Here is a 15632-nt window from a genome sequence, read left to right as displayed (position 1 = left end):
TGGCTCGGTCAAAGCGACGCGTTCGGTCGAGCCGTCTCTTTCGGTCGCTGCTGACGCAGCGGGCTCAGGCGGCATCGCCCTTGCGCTCGCGCATCAGCTCGATGAAGTGATCGAAGACAGGCGCGACGTCATGCGGACCGGGGCTGGCCTCGGGATGCCCCTGGAAGCTGAAGGCCGGGCGCTCGCGGTGGTGGATGCCTTGCAGCGAGCCGTCGAACAGCGAGCGGTGCGTGGCCTCGACGTTGTCCGGAAGACTCTGCTCATCGACCGCGAAACCGTGGTTCTGGCTGCTGATCATGACGACGCCGGTCTTGAGATCCTGCACCGGGTGGTTGGCGCCATGGTGGCCGAATTTCATCTTGAGCGTCGTCGCCCCGCTGGCGAGTCCCAAGAGCTGATGCCCTAGGCAGATGCCGAACATCGGGACGTCCCTCTCCAGCAGCTCGCGAATCGCGGTGATCGCATAGTCGCAGGGCTCCGGATCGCCGGGACCGTTGGAGAGGAAGATGCCGTCCGGCTCCAAGCCCAGCACGGTCGCCGCGGGCATATGGGCCGGCACCACGGTCACATGGCAGCCCCGGTCGACGAGCATCCTCAAGATGTTGCGCTTCACGCCGTAGTCGTAGGCGACCACGTGGTAGCGCAGCTTGTCGCCGACTGGCATCAGTGGCTCGGGCAGTCCATCATCCAAAGACCAGGTGCCTTGCGTCCAGGCATAGGCCTCTTTCGTGGAGGCATGCTGAGCCAGATCCATGCCCTTGAGACCAGGAAAGCCCCGCGCCTGCGCAAGCGCCTCGTCGACGTCGATCGCATCGCCGGCCTGAATGCAGCCGTTCTGCGCCCCCTTCTCGCGCAGGATCCTGGTGAGGCGACGGGTGTCGATATCCGCGATCGCGACCACGCCCTGCCGCTCCAGATAGGCATCGAGCGGCTCCTGCATGCGAAAGTTGCTGGCCAGGATGGGCAGATCCCGGATGATCAAGCCGGCGGCTTGGATGGCGGTCGATTCCTCGTCCTCGGGATTGGCGCCCACATTGCCGATGTGCGGGTAAGTCAGGGTAACGAGCTGCCTGAGGTAGGAAGGATCCGTCAGGATCTCCTGATAACCAGACATGGCGGTGTTGAAGACGACTTCACCGACGGTTGCGCCATCGGCGCCAATTGACGTTCCGTGGAAGACCGAGCCGTCTTCCAGAACCAGAACTGCGGCTTTTCTCAAGGGTATCTCCGAATCCGGGCGAGGACGTGCGAATTCCGGGGCGGGCGATCGAGACAGCCACTCCGGCACGCATCTTAGGGACGGATCAGGCGCGAGGCACAGATCCCGCCGCATTCTAAAGAAGGGCCGGCGGGCTGTCCATGTAGGACCGCCGAGCGGTTTCAGAGATGCTGGCGGGCCCAGGCGACGATGCTCGCGGCATCCATGGCTCCCGCCTGGCGAGCCGTCTCGCGGCCGCCCCGAAAGAGCATCAGCGTTGGAATGCTGCGGATACCCAGCCGGCCGGCGAGTGCCTGGGCCTCCTCCGTATTGACCTTGATGAGACGCGCCGCCGGCTCGAGCTGCGCGGCCGCGGAGGCGAAGGCCGGCGCCATCATCCGACAGGGTCCGCACCAGGAGGCCCAAAAGTCGACCAGCAAGGGCAGATCGCTGCGCGCAAGATGACGCGCAAAGCGCGCCTCGTCGAGCGCCAAGGGCTGGCCGCCGAAGAGCGGGGCATGGCACTTGCCGCACTTGGGCCCAGCCGACAGGCGGCTGCTCGGCAGCCGATTCACCGCATCGCAGCTTGGACAAACGACATGCAGATGTTGAGACATGGTGACACTACTCCCTGCAAGGATATGGTCGGTCGACAGGAGCGATCGGCCCTGCCCGATCGATCGGATCCAGCGTCAGTTGACTCTGTAAGACCTGGAAAATCATCACAAAGCCGATCCCCGCAGAGCAAGACCTAGGGTTGAATCGGCTCGACACCAGGGCTATTTTGCGCGCATTCGAAGTTTTGCTGAGCACCGAAAGTTTCTAGGATCATGAGCCAATCAACCAACGTCATCACCGTCACCGCGGCAAACTTTCAGTCCGTCGTCATCGACGGATCCTTCGCGCGCCCCGTCCTCGTCGACTTCTGGGCCGACTGGTGCGCCCCCTGCCGCATGCTGATGCCCATGCTGGCCCAGCTCGCCGAGGATTACGGCGGTAAGCTCCTGCTCGCCAAGGTCAACACAGAGGAAGAGCAGGCCCTCGCCGCGCAATTCGGCATCCGCAGTCTGCCCACGGTTCAGCTCTTCAAGGACGGGAAGGCGATCGACCAGTTCATGGGGGCGCTCCCGGAGTCTCAGGTGCGTGAATTCCTCGACCGCCACATCCCGCGGGCCTCCGATGGACTCCTGACACAGGCGCAAGCCCTCATGGCCTCCGGGGATCTGGCCGCCGCGCGCGACCTGCTCGAGCAAGCCAAGGCCGAGGATCCGGGCAACGGTAGACTCGCGCTGGCCGAGGTGAGGCTGACCGCCGCGCAAGGCGACATCACCAAGGCCCTTTCCGGCCTCGACGCCCTGCCGATCGACCTGGCGAACGATCCCGAGGTCGCCGCCCTGCGCGGACAGCTGCGCTTCGCCAGCGCCGCGGCCGACGCGGCCCTCGAATCCGAGCTCCAGGCACGGCTCGACGCAGATGCCAAGGACAGTGAGGCGCGCTATCAGCTTGCGGCCGCGCTTGTGCTCCGGGGCGACTATGCCAGCGCGCTCGAGCACCTCTTTGAGCTGATGAAGCGAGACCGCGCCTTCCAGGATGACGCGGGCCGCAAAGGCATGCTCGCCGTCTTCGACATGCTCGACAGCAACGACGACCTGGTCGCCCGCTATCGCGCCAAGATGATGAACGCGCTCTATTGAGCCTAGATCCGACGGCATCTTTCTCAAGAGAGAATCCGTTGCAACACAGCCAGGCGCCGCGCGGGGCGTGCACTGGAGGCCGTAGCGGGCTTCACCCGGCGGGTGAGCCAGCAGGAAACCCCGATCTCGAAAGTGATCAAGGCGTTACATGAAGCACGAAGCGGCCAACCTAAAAAGAGCTGTTGAACCGCAAAGGGCACAAAGAGCGCAACGGATTTCAACACCTTGTCTGCAAAGCGATGCTCACCCAGAGGGTGAAGCGACGCAGCGATGCAAGCCTCTGTTTTTTTTCGTGTCCTTCGCGCCTTTGCGGTTCCAATTGCCGAAGCTAGGGTCAACCGCCGGATCTAGGCTGAAGGGACCGCTTCGGGAATTGCGGCCAGCTTGAAGCCTCGTCTTGGAGGTGTCTTCGCTCTGTTTTCGCTCTGAGGAGGAGAGCTGGAAGCTGGCTGCTCCCCATCTTGAGATTGAGCCGCCAAGGGCAAGAAGCGCGCAGGGGATTTCAATGCATTGCGAAGCCGAGCCTGCTCGCCCAGGGGTAGCAGATGCGCATCGCACACGCCCTTGTCTTCCTTCGCGTCCTTCGCGCCTTTGCGGTTCCAACGACCGATTTTCGGCTCACCGGCTCCCGGGCAGGCTCACCCGGATCTCGCGCTGAAAGAAGCCGTCCAGAGGCTCCGGTGCCCGCCCCTGCCAGAGCAATGTGCCAGGTAGCGCGTCCACCCACTCGGTCGCACAGGCGCAAACACCAGCCACGGCGACCAGGCGATCGCCACAAAACACCATGGGCGCATAGGGGCGCAGCCAATTCGGCACGCCAGCCGCTTGAAAATGGTCCTTCAAGGCACGCGTATGACCCTCGGGCCGAGCGCGACAACGCTGACCGGGCTGGGCGAAGCGGACCTCCAGCGCCTCGGGCTGTCGCCGAGCCGTAGCTGGATGACTGTGGTCGGGCCGCCATTCGAGACTGCCGAGCTGGCCTGGAAGCTCGAGGATCGCCGGCGTCGCCGCGATGGACCATGGGATCCTGAGCCTTTCCGCGGGCGGCTCCGGCAGCGGCACCATGCAGAGGAGATGGTCGCGGTAGCGGCGAATCTGACAGCCCTTCCAGGCGACGAGCGGGCTGGCATCCGGGCGCGCGGGGAGGACCTCGGCTAGGATCCGCTCGAGGTGTCTGGCGTCGGGCAAGGGGAAGCCATAGAGCTCCAGCCAGGCCCGCAGCACCGCCTTCTGCAGGGGGCGATCCAGCTGAATGAGCATCCCGATCGACAGGCTGGCCTTGCACTCGCCGAGCACTTGCGGCAGGACGTCATGGGCAAGACCAGCGACCAGCCCGGCGGCCTCGGCGCAATGCCGGGCGCTGCGCGAGAGGGTGGCGCTGACCGCCGGCCAGCGGTCTTGCAGCATGGGAAGCACGCGATGCCTTAAGAAATTGCGATCCAGGTCCGTCTGCGCATTGCTCGGGTCTTCGATCCAGGCCAGGCCGCGCTCGGCCGCAAAGCGCGCGATCTCGGTGCGGGGGCGGCCCAGCAGAGGCCGCACCAGGCGACCGCGCCCGAGAGGCGCCGACACCGGCATCGCGGCGAGACCGCGCACACCACTGCCGCGCAGCAGCGCCAGGAGCAAGGTCTCGGCTTGATCGTCTTGGTGGTGGGCAGTGAGCAGCAGCTCGCGGCGACCGAGCAGCCCTTTGAAAACGCCGTACCTGGCCTCGCGCGCAACGGCCTCGAGGCTATCGCCAGCGGCGGGCACCACGCGGATGCGCTCGACGGTGAGCGGAATGGAGCGCGCGTCGCAGAAGGCGGCGCAGTGCTCCGCCCAGCGGCGAGACTCCGGATGGAGACCGTGATCGACATGCACCGCCCGCAGCACTCCGGGCAATGCATCCTTGACGTCGTGGAGCGCCGCCAAGAGCACCGAGGAGTCCATGCCTCCGCTGAAGGCGACCCAGATGCGCGCGGCGCCCGGATAGGCCCCGAGCTGACGAGCCAGCTCGGTGGTATCGAGACCAGGCATCCCGCTAACAGCGGCGATCGATCTCCATCACTCCTTGAAGCGGCCGTAGGACATGAGCCGTTTGTAGCGCGCTGCGATCAGGTCGTCCGGGCTGGCGGATCCGAGGACTTCGAGACGCGCCAGGAGTGCCTCCTTGACGCTCTTCGCCGCCGCGTCCGGATCGCGATGGGCACCGCCGGGCGGCTCCTTGATCACCTGATCGACCAGGCCCTGCTCCATCAGCTTCTCGGACGTGATCGCCATGGCCTCGGCCGCAAGCTGGGCCTTGTCCGCGCTCTTCCAGAGAATGGACGCGCAGCCTTCCGGCGAGATCACCGAATAGGTGCTGAACTCCAGCATCCCCAGCCAGTCACCGACACCGATGGCCAAGGCGCCGCCGGAGCCGCCCTCGCCCACCACGGTGCATAGAATCGGGGTACGCAGACGCGACATCTCGCGCAGATTGCGCGCGATCGCCTCGCTCTGACCGCGCTCCTCGGCGCCAACCCCCGGATAGGCACCCGGCGTGTCGATGAAGGTCAGGATGGGCATGCGAAAACGCTCGGCCATCTCCATCAAGCGCAGCGCCTTGCGGTAGCCCTCGGGACGCGGCATCCCGAAGTTGCGCATGATCTTCTCTTTGGTGTCGCGGCCCTTCTGATGGCCGATGACCATGACCGGACGCCCATCGATGCGGGCCAGACCACCGATGATGGCGCGGTCGTCCGCAAAGGCGCGGTCACCGTGGAGCTCGTGGAACTCGTCGAAGATGCGACGCACATAGTCGAGCAGATAGGGGCGTTGCGGATGACGCGAGAGCTGCGAGATCTGCCAGGGCGTCAGCGAGGAGAAGATCGACTCGGTGAGCGCGACACACTTGTTCTGCAGCCGCTCGATCTCTTCTTGGATATTGAGCTCATTGTCGTGCCCAACCAGTCGCAGCTCTTCGATCTTCGCCTCGAGCTCCGCGATCGGCTGTTCAAAATCGAGAAAATTCAGGTCCATAACCCTAACTACGTCATTTGGATAGCGGAGGCGGCTCAAGGGGCGCCAAGGTGTGCCGGAGTCGGTCGTCCGCATAGCGGCAGGCGCGCACCCTGCCGGATCCGGCCAGCGCGCCCGAGCCCATCAGCGGGCCTCGTGCCGGGGCGAGCAGAGCGCGGCCTTCGCCCATCGCGCTCGCGCAAGAACCTAGCCCCGAACGTCGTTCCACGCGGGCAAAGGCTTGCCAATCTAGCGCACCCAGCCGTGCGAGTACAGTCTGAAGATGGCCGGGACCGTCAACCCAGGCTGATGAGACGCGCGAGCTGCGACCACCAGTCGCCGAGCTGGGCGAGCGAGCGCTGCAGACTGTCGCCGAGCTGGCCGCCGATCGCCTCGAGTCGCAGGAGCCGGTCGGCGTCGATCCGCGCCAGCAGCGGGTCTGGCGACGGCGCCAGCCACACCAGCCCGACGACGACGGCGAGCATGGCGAGGCTGCTCATCGGCGAGCTGGCGCTGAAGGGCTTGAGCGCAGTACCGAAGGAGCGTTTGACCTTGGCGCCGAAGAGGTCGACGCTGAACAGCTCGTCGAGGAGCAGGTGGGTCAGATAGCCGACGCCAACGACGAATCCAGCGACCCAGGCCAGATCCGCCGATTGCTCCCACATCCAATAGGCCAGATTCGTGGCCGTCAGGGCGCTGGCGGCGATGCCCAGCCACGAATGCCAGACCCCCCGATGCACGGTGAAGCGGGCGAAGATCTCGAAGAAGCCGTAGCGCACGCAGAGATAGACGCCCACCCAGATCCCCGCCAGCTCCATCGGCAGAAAATGCCCGGTCAGGGGCAGCGTCATGGCGAAGGCCAGCCCGGCACCGAGCACGCTGAAGAGGGCATTGACCGGCTTGGAGGTGTCCGAATCGATATCGGGAAGGAGGCTGCCGATCACCCCTATGACAAAGAGGGGGACTGTGTGGCCGCTCGGGATCAAGCCGGCCATGTGCAGCGAGAGCGTGGTCGCGGCACTAACGACGATGCCGCCGTTGAGATGCGTCTGAAAGTTGGCCATGCTGGGCCTCGGGATCGATCGAATCGGACACCGCACGGTCCAATGGGGCGCGTGCGCTTACCACTATCTTAGCAGCAAATGCGACGCAATCTCGCCCGATTGGCCCAGACGGATGGCCGTACAGCCCATCTCGGCCGGAAATCGGCCGATAATGGGACCAGTTGCAACCCGGAGGCTCTCGCATCATGGCCCGCTCACCCCTCAGCATCGCGCTCGTCCAACAGTCCGACCAAGGAAGCACCGCCGCCAACTTAGACGACTGCGAGGCGGCGATCCGCGCGGCCTCCATCCGTGGCTGCGCCCTGGTGCTGCTGCAGGAGCTGCACAATGGCCCCTACTTCTGCCAGACCGAGGACCCCGCGCTCTTCGACATGGCGGAGCCGATTCCCGGACCGACGACCGAGCGGCTCAGCAGCCTGGCGCGCGAGCTCGAGCTGGTCATCGTCGGCTCGCTCTTCGAGCGCCGCGCCCCCGGGCTCTATCACAACACCGCCGTGGTCCTGGATACGGATGGCTCGCTCGCGGGGATCTATCGCAAGATGCACATCCCGGACGACCCCGGCTATTACGAAAAATTCTATTTCACCCCAGGAGACCTGGGCTTCAATCCGGTCGACACCGCGGCGGGAAGACTGGGCGTGCTCGTCTGCTGGGACCAATGGTTTCCGGAGGCCGCCCGGTCAATGGCCCTGGCCGGGGCGCAAATACTGCTGTATCCGACCGCGATCGGCTGGGACCCCAACGACACCTCGGACGAGCAGCAGCGCCAGCTCCAGGCTTGGATCACCATCCAGCGCGCGCACGCCGTCGCCAATGGCCTACCCGTGGCCGCCTGCAATCGCGTCGGCTACGAGGCGGATCCCAGCGGAGTCACCCCGGGCGCCCGTTTCTGGGGCAGCTCTTTCGTCTGCGGCCCACAGGGCGAGATCCTCGCCCAGGCCGACGACCAAGCACCCAAGCTCCTCGTCACCGAGGTGGATCTGAGCCGCACCGAGCAGGTACGACGCATCTGGCCCTTCCTGCGCGACCGCCGCATCGACGCCTATGCCGACCTCAGCAGGCGCTACCGCGACTGACCGACGGCCGCGCTCGGCATCCTGGAAGAAGCAGATTGAGAAGCCCCAGCCGTGCCCTTAGGATTCGGGGGCAAAAGATGGGCACCAACCGCAAACTGCCGCTGGCGTGTCGCACAAGGGGACACCCCGGAGACAGCCAAACATTCTCGAAGTCCCCGGAGGACACCATGAGCACCAGCACCACTGCGCCCGACGACGCCAAGCTCCAAATGCGCTCCATCATCCAGCGTGTGGCCACTGGGCCTGAGCTGTCGAAGGACATCTCGCAGGAAGAAGCGCGCGCGGCCATGAGCGCCATCCTCGACAACAAGGTGGATCCGGTGCAGGCCGGTATCTTTTTGATCGCCTTGCGGATGAAGCGCGAGACCGACGACGAGGTCAAAGGCATCCTGGACGCCATCCGCGAGGCGACGGGCAGCGTGGTCGCGGAGGTCGATGACGTCGTCGATATCGCCGACCCCTACGACGGCTACAACCGCTGCCTGCCGGCCGCGCCCTTTCTCATGCCGGTCCTCGCCGAGCTGGGTGTCCCGGCGATCAGCCACGGCGCGCACGCGGTCGGACCCAAGTTCGGCGTGACCCACCGCCACGTGCTCGAGGCCGCCGGGGTGGCGGTGGACCTGAGCCCGATCGAGGCAGCAGGGCGGCTCTCCGACCCGGCCATCGGCTGGGCCTATGTCGACCAGCGCGCCTTCTGCGCCCCGCTGCACAACCTCGTCGACCTGCGCACCACCATGGTGAAGCGCCAGGCGATCACCACGGCCGAGGTCTTGGCCCGTCCCATTCACGGGCGCAAGCACACCCACCTGGTGACCGGCTATGTCCACAAGCCCTACCCGCGCATCTACGCCCTGCTCGCGCGGCATGCCGGTTTCGACTCCGCCCTGCTGATCCGCGGCACCGAGGGCGGTGTCATCCCATCGCTGCGCCAGAAGGGGACCTGCTTCAGCTACCAGCACGGCGGCGAGGAGGTGCCGTTCGAGATCGATCCCAGGGAGCTGGGGATCGAGCAGCCGGTGCGCGCCGTCGCGCTGCCGGACGACCTACCCCAGACGAAGCGCCCCGGCGACGAGATCGCTGTCGCGGTCGACGTCGCCGCCACGGCCCGCGCCGCCGCCCAGGCCGGCACCCAAGCCTTGGAGGGCCTCAAGGGTCCGACCTACGACAGCCTGGTCTTCACCGGCGCCCTTATCCTCTGGCACCTGGGGCGCGCCGAATCCCAGGCCGACGCCGCCGACCGGGTACGCGAGGTGCTGGATTCGGGGCGCGCGGCACAGAGGTTGGGCCAATGAGCGATGCGAGCTTCGTGGCCGTCGCCACGACCGATGCGATCCCGGACGGGAAGTTCATCAAGGTCATGGCGGGCGAGCGCCCCTTCATCATCGCCCGCGTCAACGACAGCTTCTATGCCGTCGAGGATAACTGCAGCCATGAGGACTACCCCTTGTCCTTCGGCTGTCTGGATGGCGACTGCATCAAGTGCTCGCTGCACGGCAGCCGCTTCAGCCTGGTGACGGGCGATCCGCTCGACGAGCCCGCCGACGCGCCCATCCGTACCTACGCGGTGAAGGTCGCGGATGGCCAAGTCTGGCTGGACCCGACACAGCCATCCAACTAGACCGAGGCGCGCCGTCCGTCCGCTGGGAGACCGGCGGCGCCCTCAGTCGCGCGGGCTGTAATGGCGCTTGAGCCAGGCCGTCAGCCCCTCCAGCCCGGGGAAGAAGACGCGCTCCGTGACATTCGACTGGTCGAGCTTGTCGCGAATCTCCCACTTCAGCTCGGCCGGGATGATGATCCGGCGCCAGATCTCCGGGTAGTCCGCAAGCCAGCGATCGAGCGACAGGGTCGGATCAGAGCTCATGGAGAAGAAGGCGAACTGATTGACGATGCGATCGTCGATCGACGGTGGCTCGAAGAAGAGCGTGAAGGGCTGCACGCAGAGCTGCTCCAGCTCGGGGAGCGACTTGATGCTCTCGGAGAGCATCTCGACCGTGAAGACGTTTGCCCCCTCCAGCTCAAGGCGCGAGCGCAGGATGTCAGGCACCAGGCGGTGGGCCTCGATGTAGTTCACGCCCCAGATGGCGGCATCCCGATCGAACTTGTCGATGTGGGCCGTCGCGAAGTGCAGCGCGGCGAAGGGCGAGTAGGTCCAGTCGAGCAGCCGCGTCGGCAGCCCGTAGTGCTGGGCGACCGAGAGCCAATGCCAGACGGAATCGCGCTCCACGACCCGGCGATGAGCGTACTTGCGGAAGTTTCGCAGCAGGTGCCGCTCGAGCGGGGCATAGTCTCCGCCAAGCCGAATCAAGGTGGTCTCGAGCGGATAGCCGGCATCGGAGAGGCCACGGAAGGCATAGCGCGAGCGGTAGCGGCCGATCTCCGGGACCCAGCTGTCCGCGAAGAGGGCATCCAGCAGCTCGGCCCAGGATGAGATGCGGATCGCCGCATTGGGATGGTCGACGTCGGCTGCGGGCATGCCTTCAAGATTCATGCGCTGCATCACCCGCGATCAATGGACGGCACCTTTTCCCGTTGCGCACGCGGCGAGGGATTTTCCCGCGCCTGGCCGAACAGCAGATGCTCCCGAATACCCAGGACGTCCGCCACATAGCGCGCGACGCCCTGCCCCAGCCAGTTGGGCTGATGCGCATCCGAGCTGATCACGAAGCGAAAGCGATCGCGATGGGGGCCGTAGAAACGCCGCCAATCGCAACGCCAAACGTAGCGGTTGTTGATCTCGACATGGCATTCGGGCGGCACCCGCGAGAGGTCTGTATTCAAGGCGTTCGGATGGGCGACGATCACCGGACGTCCACTCGCCAGCAGGGGCTCCAGGGCGGCATAGTCGGCATCACGGTCATAGCAGTGGAAGATGCGGTAGTCGCAACTGTGCTCGAGCGCCGCATCCACCCACTCGTGACCATTGACCTCGGTACCGAGGCGAAGACCTGCACCACGCACCGCCGCCGCATAGTCATCGAAGCATTGGTGCAGGTGCTCGAAATGATCACTGATCCCGACGACCTCGGCATGACGCACGGCAGCGATCAGCTCGATGGTCTGCTCGGGGACGATGGCGCTGTCGTCGGATGACCAGGTGGAGTGAATATGCAGATCTTGCGGCAGCATCGCGGTCTCCGGAATGGGTGCGTCGTCGGTTGCCAGACTCCGAGCCGATCGGGGCGCGCGACGAGATGACAGGGCCGCCATCCTAAGCCGTTTGGGTTTCCATGCGATGTCGTCGGGGCGAGGCCGCAACCTGAAGGGGCGCGGGCCCTAGATCCTGCGCGAGGCCAGCGCGCGGTCGTCGTCCAGATCACCGTCGATTCGGAAGCTAGGCCCCTCCTCGACGACGTGCGGCTCATGGCTGCCCAGGGTCGGCGCCCGACGTTTCGGCCGACGCGGCTCCGCCTCGCCTCGCGCGCCCTCAGCGGGCCTGCTCGCCAGAGCGGAGCGCGCACCCGAGGCAGCGGACGCAAGGCGCGGCGGCCGCCGACCGCTCGCGCGCGGCTCGTCGATGACGGCCCGCGACAGATCCTGCAGCGCGGCGTCCGTCTCCTCGACGGACACCGCATCGCCCCGCGCTGCGGCGCCCTGTGCTTGCATGGCCGAGAAGATTTGCTCCTCGATGTCGACGACCGAATAGTGCTCACTCTCGCGAAAGCGCACCAGCGGCAGGCCGGCCGCCGCGCAGACCCGATCCAGGGCATCCCGCGGCGGCTGCTTGCGCAGCCGCGAGCGCGGCGCGAGGTTGACCGCACAGAGGATGGCCGTCGTCTCCCGGCTGCAGATCAGAAAATCGAAACGGCGGTCGCCGAGCCGCGCCAGGGCAAGCTCCTGCTCACGCCTGGACAGACGCGGCCGCAGCCCGATGACGTCGATCGCATGCACCTTGACGTAGATCTCATGCTGCTTGCCCAAGGCGCGCTCCAGCACCGCCTTGAAAGCGCGCTGCGATGGCCGGAGCAGGCCAGGGTCCAGCACATAGGGGAGCTGCAGCCGACGCTTGACGCCACGACGCACGCTCAGCAGGAAAGCGACGAGGACGACAGCGCCCAGCGTCAGCAGGAAATAGAAGTGACCCATTGCCGCAACCTCCCCGCCCAGTAGGCGGCTGCACCCTGACCGCCCGCAACCACGGCCCGAGCATTGACCAACGTCAGCGATGGGGCGACAGGATCGGCGCCCCGCGACCGGCGCATCCCTGGCCGCAACGACAGGGCGGCCCGAAACGGACTCAGTCGCCCAAGGGCACCTTGTTCTTGTGATACCACGCCTTGTCGAGGGCCCAGACGACCGACTCGACATCGGGCTGAGACACCATGACCTGGATCGCGCGCATCTCGACCTCCCTGAAACGCTGCCCCGCGGCCCGCATCTCGGGCGATCCCGCGGGCTTGTCCGCAACCCTTGGGTCGACCTTGGCCAGGAAGGGCTCCAGCGGCGCCTCCGAGGCATGCGGGCTCGTCAAGGTGACGATCCCATTGAGAAACAGCAGCACGCGAAAATCATAAGGATAGTTTGCCAGCACCGGGTCGTCTTCGAGCAGCTCGTTCAGTTGCCAGACGCGGGGGCGCAGCTCATTCTGGCTGGCGGCGAGCGAGACGATCAGCAGTACCAGGAGGATGGCGGAAATGATGATGGAATTTCGCGTCAAGCGATCCATGGGACTCGTTACCTCGTGAGCAAGACAGGGGCGATCGGGACGGCGACCCGATGCTCGACCGCGCGGCGTGGACGCCCCGCGGTCCGCGTAGCCGCACATCATGCTCGGGGCGCCTCCGAGACGCAAGCGAAGGCGAGGCGCATCAGCCAACCCCCTTGCGCGTAGAGGATCGTTTAGAATAGGCCGGCAGTCGCAGCGGGGACCTCGGTCACCGCAGAACCCTTGGCCAGTCGCGTCGCCACGGCCGCAGGAGCCGCCCCTCCCGCCCGTGCCCCGACGCTCGACACCACCTCAGGAAATCCCGAAGATGGATGCCAAATCGCGCTTTCCCTTGCTCAACAAGGTGCGGTTGGATCCTCTTCGTCTGCGCCCCTACGGCAATCACCTGCTGACCCCGGCCGTCGCGACCTGGCTCGGCTTCGCCTGGGTCGTCATCTTCCTGATGGCCAGCGTGGAAGGCATCGTCTGGGGCTTGGTTGGCGCAACCATGGTCCCACGCGATGCGACCTGGCTCGCCCCCTTCGCCGGAATCCTGCTGTTCTGCCTGATGTTCGGCATCATCTGGATCATCGACGCCTCCCTGATCATCTCCGAGCGCCCTCAACTGCGCGCCCGCCGCTGGAGCGCATCGAAACAGGATCAGGGCCTTGGCGCCCTGCTGCGCTGGGCCACTGGCATCCTGGTACGACTCCTCATCGTCGCCATTTCGCTCTATGTCACCGCCCCCTTCATCGCCAAGCTCATCCGCGCCGATGACATCGCCGCCTACCACCAGCGCCAGGTCGAGCGCTATTACACCCAGCGCGAAGACCACCTTCAGGGCCTGATCGACGAGCGGACCGCGCAGCTGCGCCAGGCCTACCTCCAGCGTGTCGCGCCGGTGGAGCAAGCCATTGCGCGGCTCAACGCCTCGATCGAGCTGGAGCGACGCAGGCGCGCCGAGATCGAGGCCGAGGTTGCGCCAGAGATCGAGATCCTCCGCAAAGACCTGGAGGAAGCCCAGCGACGCGTCGGCGATGAGATCTTCGGGCGCCATGGGCGCCCCGAGGGCCGCGGCCCGGAGGCGCGCAAGTGGGAGGCCAATGTGGACCGCATCGCCGCCGAGCTGGCCGAGAAGGAGGCCGCCTTGTCGGAGCGGGTCGCAGAGATCAGCGACCGAATCAAGGCCTTGGAGCAGTCGCTGCGCGCCCAGGCCAAGACGCTGCAGGACCTCGGAGCGGCCCACCAGGCGCGGCTGGACGAGATCGCCGAGGACATCGCCGCCACACAGGTCGCGCCCAGCCCCCCGAAACTGAGCTTCGCGGCCCGCTCCAAGGCGCTGCATGCCCTGAGGGAGAGCCCGGAAGAGGCCGGCGTGCCCCACTTCGAGACCGTCGAGGGCTTCGCCCAAGCCGCGCTCGCCGTGCTCTTCTTCTCGCTGATCGCCCTGAAGCTGTTCGAGCCGCCCGCGGTACGCGCCTACTTCAGCGAGACGACCCAGATGCAGTATCGCAAGTATCTGGAAGGCGGCCTCAGCGACATCCCAGGCTTCGAGCTGCCGGAAGATCCCAGTCAACGCTGCAACCCGGTGGAGTTCGCGCGACTCTGGCAGGCCTACGAAAGGGATCCCGCAGCCTTCTTCGCCGACCGCAAGACGCTCGTCGAGGTCCGCGAGCCCCTCACGCAGCTCCTCGCCGAGCAATCCCTGGAGCATGACCGACTGGCCCACAGACGCGCCCATCTCGAGCATGAGATGCGCTTCGCCCGCCAACGCCGCGAGCATGAGCTGGCCGCCTATGACCGCGAGCTCAATCTCCGAACCGCTCAACTGCAGGCACAGCTCGCGAACGAGACCAAGGCGCTCAAGGACCAGCGTCGCGTCGAGCTGGCCGTGGAGCTGCAGCGCGCGCGGGCGGATTGGCAGCAGCGCCGCGACCGCGAGGAGGAAGAGCTGCGCCAGCTCAGGACGGGCTTCGAGACCGAGCAAAGGCGCGCCGAAGAGACGCTGCGCCTGCGCGAGGAGAAAATCCGCCGTACCCAGGCCCAGAGCCTCGCCAGGGTGCGGCAAGCCGAGGCGGTCAAGCAGCTCGCGCACCAGCAAAAGCTCGCCGAGCTCGAGCTCAAGCGCCGCCGCGAGACCCGCAAGGTGCGCCTCGCCGGCGCGCGTGAGGAGATCTCGCGACTACGCGGCCTGGACGCCAAGCAGCGCACAGAGCGTCAAGCCCTGCGTGAGAACGGCCGCAAGCTGCAGGAGGCCATGGAAGGGCTAGACGCGCGCATCGCATCCCTGGAAGCCAATCTCGCCTTGCAGCGCGCCGAGGCGGAACGGCTCAGCCAGCTGCTCACGGATCACGAGGCCGAGTCCGGCGCCAAGACGGACCAGCGCAAGCGCGTTTTCTGGAGTCGCGCGGAGAAGGTCGCCGAGAACCGCACGGCGCGAGACATCGCCAAGGATCTCAAGACCATCGAGAAGACCGAGCGCGCGGAGGAGGATCAGCGATCGAAGCTGCGCGAGGAGCTGAGCGCACTCGCGCTGCGCAAGGACATCAACGACAGCGACCTTGCAGATTGCGAGGGCCGGATCACCTCCACCACCATGCGTATCCAGCTCTACGAGGACGCATTGGCAGAGCTGTTATCGGCAGACGAAGAAGAGATTGCCTCCGCTCCCAGGCGCACGGCTGTCCAGGCGCTCGAGGACAAGCGCCAGAGCGGACAACAGGAGGCGTGACTCCCAGGCGGCGGAGACATGCCAAGGAGTGCCAGCCATGTCGACCCATCGAGGTCTTGGCCGCTTCCATGCCTTCACCCCTTGGGCCTGCTCCATCAAGGACCAAGCAGGCGTCCGCCGACCGATTCCAGCGTGCTGGCGGCCGACAGCTTTCAACCTAGATTCGGCAATTGGAACCGGTAGAGTAGAGGCCAGGGTCGCCCCTGGCCCCCCTCGTCAAACGCAGCATGCAGATTTCCCGCACTGCG

At 66.1% G+C, this 15632-nt stretch carries 14 protein-coding genes; 5 read left to right on the top strand and 9 right to left on the bottom strand.

Annotated elements, in window-relative coordinates; translation table 11 throughout:
- Positions 1 to 64: 64 nt before the first annotated feature.
- A complete protein-coding gene (gene carA / locus G3446_RS20115) occupies positions 65 to 1219 on the bottom strand; it encodes a glutamine-hydrolyzing carbamoyl-phosphate synthase small subunit (protein ID WP_167757096.1) in 1155 nt (384 codons plus the stop codon).
- Positions 1220 to 1380: 161 nt separating this feature from the next.
- Positions 1381 to 1815 (bottom strand): thioredoxin TrxC, encoded by a 435-nt coding sequence (gene trxC / locus G3446_RS20110; protein ID WP_164454694.1) that lies wholly within the window; start codon positions 1813 to 1815, stop codon positions 1381 to 1383.
- Between the two features lie 213 nt (positions 1816 to 2028).
- Here trxC and trxA point away from each other — a divergent pair, with 213 nt between their 5' ends.
- Entirely contained in the window at positions 2029 to 2892 is an 864-nt protein-coding gene (gene trxA, locus G3446_RS20105; RefSeq protein WP_164454693.1) for a thioredoxin, read from the top strand.
- A gap of 618 nt (positions 2893 to 3510) precedes the next feature.
- Here trxA and tilS read toward each other — a convergent pair.
- The 3 genes from tilS to G3446_RS20090 form a co-directional block, all read right to left on the bottom strand.
- Complete coding sequence (gene tilS, locus G3446_RS20100) at positions 3511 to 4908, bottom strand: tRNA lysidine(34) synthetase TilS (RefSeq protein WP_164454692.1); 1398 nt, start codon at positions 4906 to 4908, stop codon at positions 3511 to 3513.
- A 27-nt stretch (positions 4909 to 4935) separates the two neighbouring features.
- Entirely contained in the window at positions 4936 to 5892 is a 957-nt protein-coding gene (gene accA, locus G3446_RS20095) for an acetyl-CoA carboxylase carboxyl transferase subunit alpha (RefSeq protein ID WP_164454691.1), read from the bottom strand.
- A gap of 275 nt (positions 5893 to 6167) precedes the next feature.
- The gene (locus tag G3446_RS20090) at positions 6168 to 6935 is read right to left on the bottom strand and encodes a metal-dependent hydrolase (protein WP_164454690.1); all 768 of its coding nucleotides are present in this window, start codon (positions 6933 to 6935) and stop codon (positions 6168 to 6170) included.
- A gap of 185 nt (positions 6936 to 7120) precedes the next feature.
- Between G3446_RS20090 and G3446_RS20085 the strand changes: the two genes are divergently transcribed.
- The 3 genes from G3446_RS20085 to G3446_RS20075 all read left to right on the top strand — a co-directional run bounded on the left by G3446_RS20085 (position 7121) and on the right by G3446_RS20075 (position 9629).
- On the top strand, positions 7121 to 8011 hold the full coding sequence (locus G3446_RS20085; protein ID WP_164454689.1) for a carbon-nitrogen hydrolase: 891 nt from the start codon (positions 7121 to 7123) through the stop codon (positions 8009 to 8011).
- Positions 8012 to 8178: 167 nt separating this feature from the next.
- A complete protein-coding gene (locus tag G3446_RS20080; RefSeq protein WP_164454688.1) occupies positions 8179 to 9303 on the top strand; it encodes an anthranilate phosphoribosyltransferase in 1125 nt (374 codons plus the stop codon).
- A complete protein-coding gene (locus G3446_RS20075; protein ID WP_164454687.1) occupies positions 9300 to 9629 on the top strand; it encodes a non-heme iron oxygenase ferredoxin subunit in 330 nt (109 codons plus the stop codon). Before G3446_RS20080 ends, G3446_RS20075 begins: the two co-directional genes overlap by 4 nt.
- A 42-nt stretch (positions 9630 to 9671) precedes the next feature.
- Here G3446_RS20075 and G3446_RS20070 read toward each other — a convergent pair whose 3' ends face one another.
- The 4 genes from G3446_RS20070 to G3446_RS20055 form a co-directional block, all read right to left on the bottom strand.
- On the bottom strand, positions 9672 to 10499 hold the full coding sequence (locus tag G3446_RS20070) for an FRG domain-containing protein (protein ID WP_164454686.1): 828 nt from the start codon (positions 10497 to 10499) through the stop codon (positions 9672 to 9674).
- An 8-nt stretch (positions 10500 to 10507) separates the two neighbouring features.
- Positions 10508 to 11137 (bottom strand): PHP domain-containing protein, encoded by a 630-nt coding sequence (locus tag G3446_RS20065; protein ID WP_164454685.1) that lies wholly within the window; start codon positions 11135 to 11137, stop codon positions 10508 to 10510.
- 147 nt (positions 11138 to 11284) lie between these two features.
- Complete coding sequence (locus tag G3446_RS20060) at positions 11285 to 12094, bottom strand: DUF2726 domain-containing protein (protein WP_164454684.1); 810 nt, start codon at positions 12092 to 12094, stop codon at positions 11285 to 11287.
- A 151-nt stretch (positions 12095 to 12245) separates the two neighbouring features.
- Positions 12246 to 12674 (bottom strand): hypothetical protein, encoded by a 429-nt coding sequence (locus tag G3446_RS20055; protein ID WP_164454683.1) that lies wholly within the window; start codon positions 12672 to 12674, stop codon positions 12246 to 12248.
- Between the two features lie 307 nt (positions 12675 to 12981).
- Between G3446_RS20055 and G3446_RS20050 the strand changes: the two genes are divergently transcribed.
- A complete protein-coding gene (locus G3446_RS20050) occupies positions 12982 to 15384 on the top strand; it encodes a hypothetical protein (RefSeq protein WP_209262525.1) in 2403 nt (800 codons plus the stop codon).
- Positions 15385 to 15632 lie beyond the last annotated feature (248 nt).

The organism is Thiorhodococcus minor, from assembly GCF_010820565.1.
Taxonomy (GTDB): Bacteria; Pseudomonadota; Gammaproteobacteria; order Chromatiales; family Chromatiaceae; genus Thiorhodococcus; species Thiorhodococcus minor.
This window is presented reverse-complemented; position numbering and strand designations above follow the sequence as displayed.

Bases quoted from the DNA above. Each gene is read 5' to 3' on its own strand.
- G3446_RS20090 (WP_164454690.1), bottom strand. From the start codon at position 6,935: ATGGCCAACTTTCAGACGCATCTCAACGGCGGCATCGTCGTTAGTGCC.
- tilS (WP_164454692.1), bottom strand. From the start codon at position 4,908: ATGCCTGGTCTCGATACCACCGAGCTGGCTCGTCAGCTCGGGGCCTAT.
- G3446_RS20085 (WP_164454689.1), top strand. From the start codon at position 7,121: ATGGCCCGCTCACCCCTCAGCATCGCGCTCGTCCAACAGTCCGACCAA.
- G3446_RS20075 (WP_164454687.1), top strand. From the start codon at position 9,300: ATGAGCGATGCGAGCTTCGTGGCCGTCGCCACGACCGATGCGATCCCG.
- G3446_RS20060 (WP_164454684.1), bottom strand. From the start codon at position 12,094: ATGGGTCACTTCTATTTCCTGCTGACGCTGGGCGCTGTCGTCCTCGTC.
- G3446_RS20070 (WP_164454686.1), bottom strand. From the start codon at position 10,499: ATGAATCTTGAAGGCATGCCCGCAGCCGACGTCGACCATCCCAATGCG.
- G3446_RS20050 (WP_209262525.1), top strand. From the start codon at position 12,982: ATGGATGCCAAATCGCGCTTTCCCTTGCTCAACAAGGTGCGGTTGGAT.
- G3446_RS20065 (WP_164454685.1), bottom strand. From the start codon at position 11,137: ATGCTGCCGCAAGATCTGCATATTCACTCCACCTGGTCATCCGACGAC.
- trxA (WP_164454693.1), top strand. From the start codon at position 2,029: ATGAGCCAATCAACCAACGTCATCACCGTCACCGCGGCAAACTTTCAG.
- G3446_RS20055 (WP_164454683.1), bottom strand. From the start codon at position 12,674: ATGGATCGCTTGACGCGAAATTCCATCATCATTTCCGCCATCCTCCTG.
- accA (WP_164454691.1), bottom strand. From the start codon at position 5,892: ATGGACCTGAATTTTCTCGATTTTGAACAGCCGATCGCGGAGCTCGAG.
- trxC (WP_164454694.1), bottom strand. From the start codon at position 1,815: ATGTCTCAACATCTGCATGTCGTTTGTCCAAGCTGCGATGCGGTGAAT.
- G3446_RS20080 (WP_164454688.1), top strand. From the start codon at position 8,179: ATGAGCACCAGCACCACTGCGCCCGACGACGCCAAGCTCCAAATGCGC.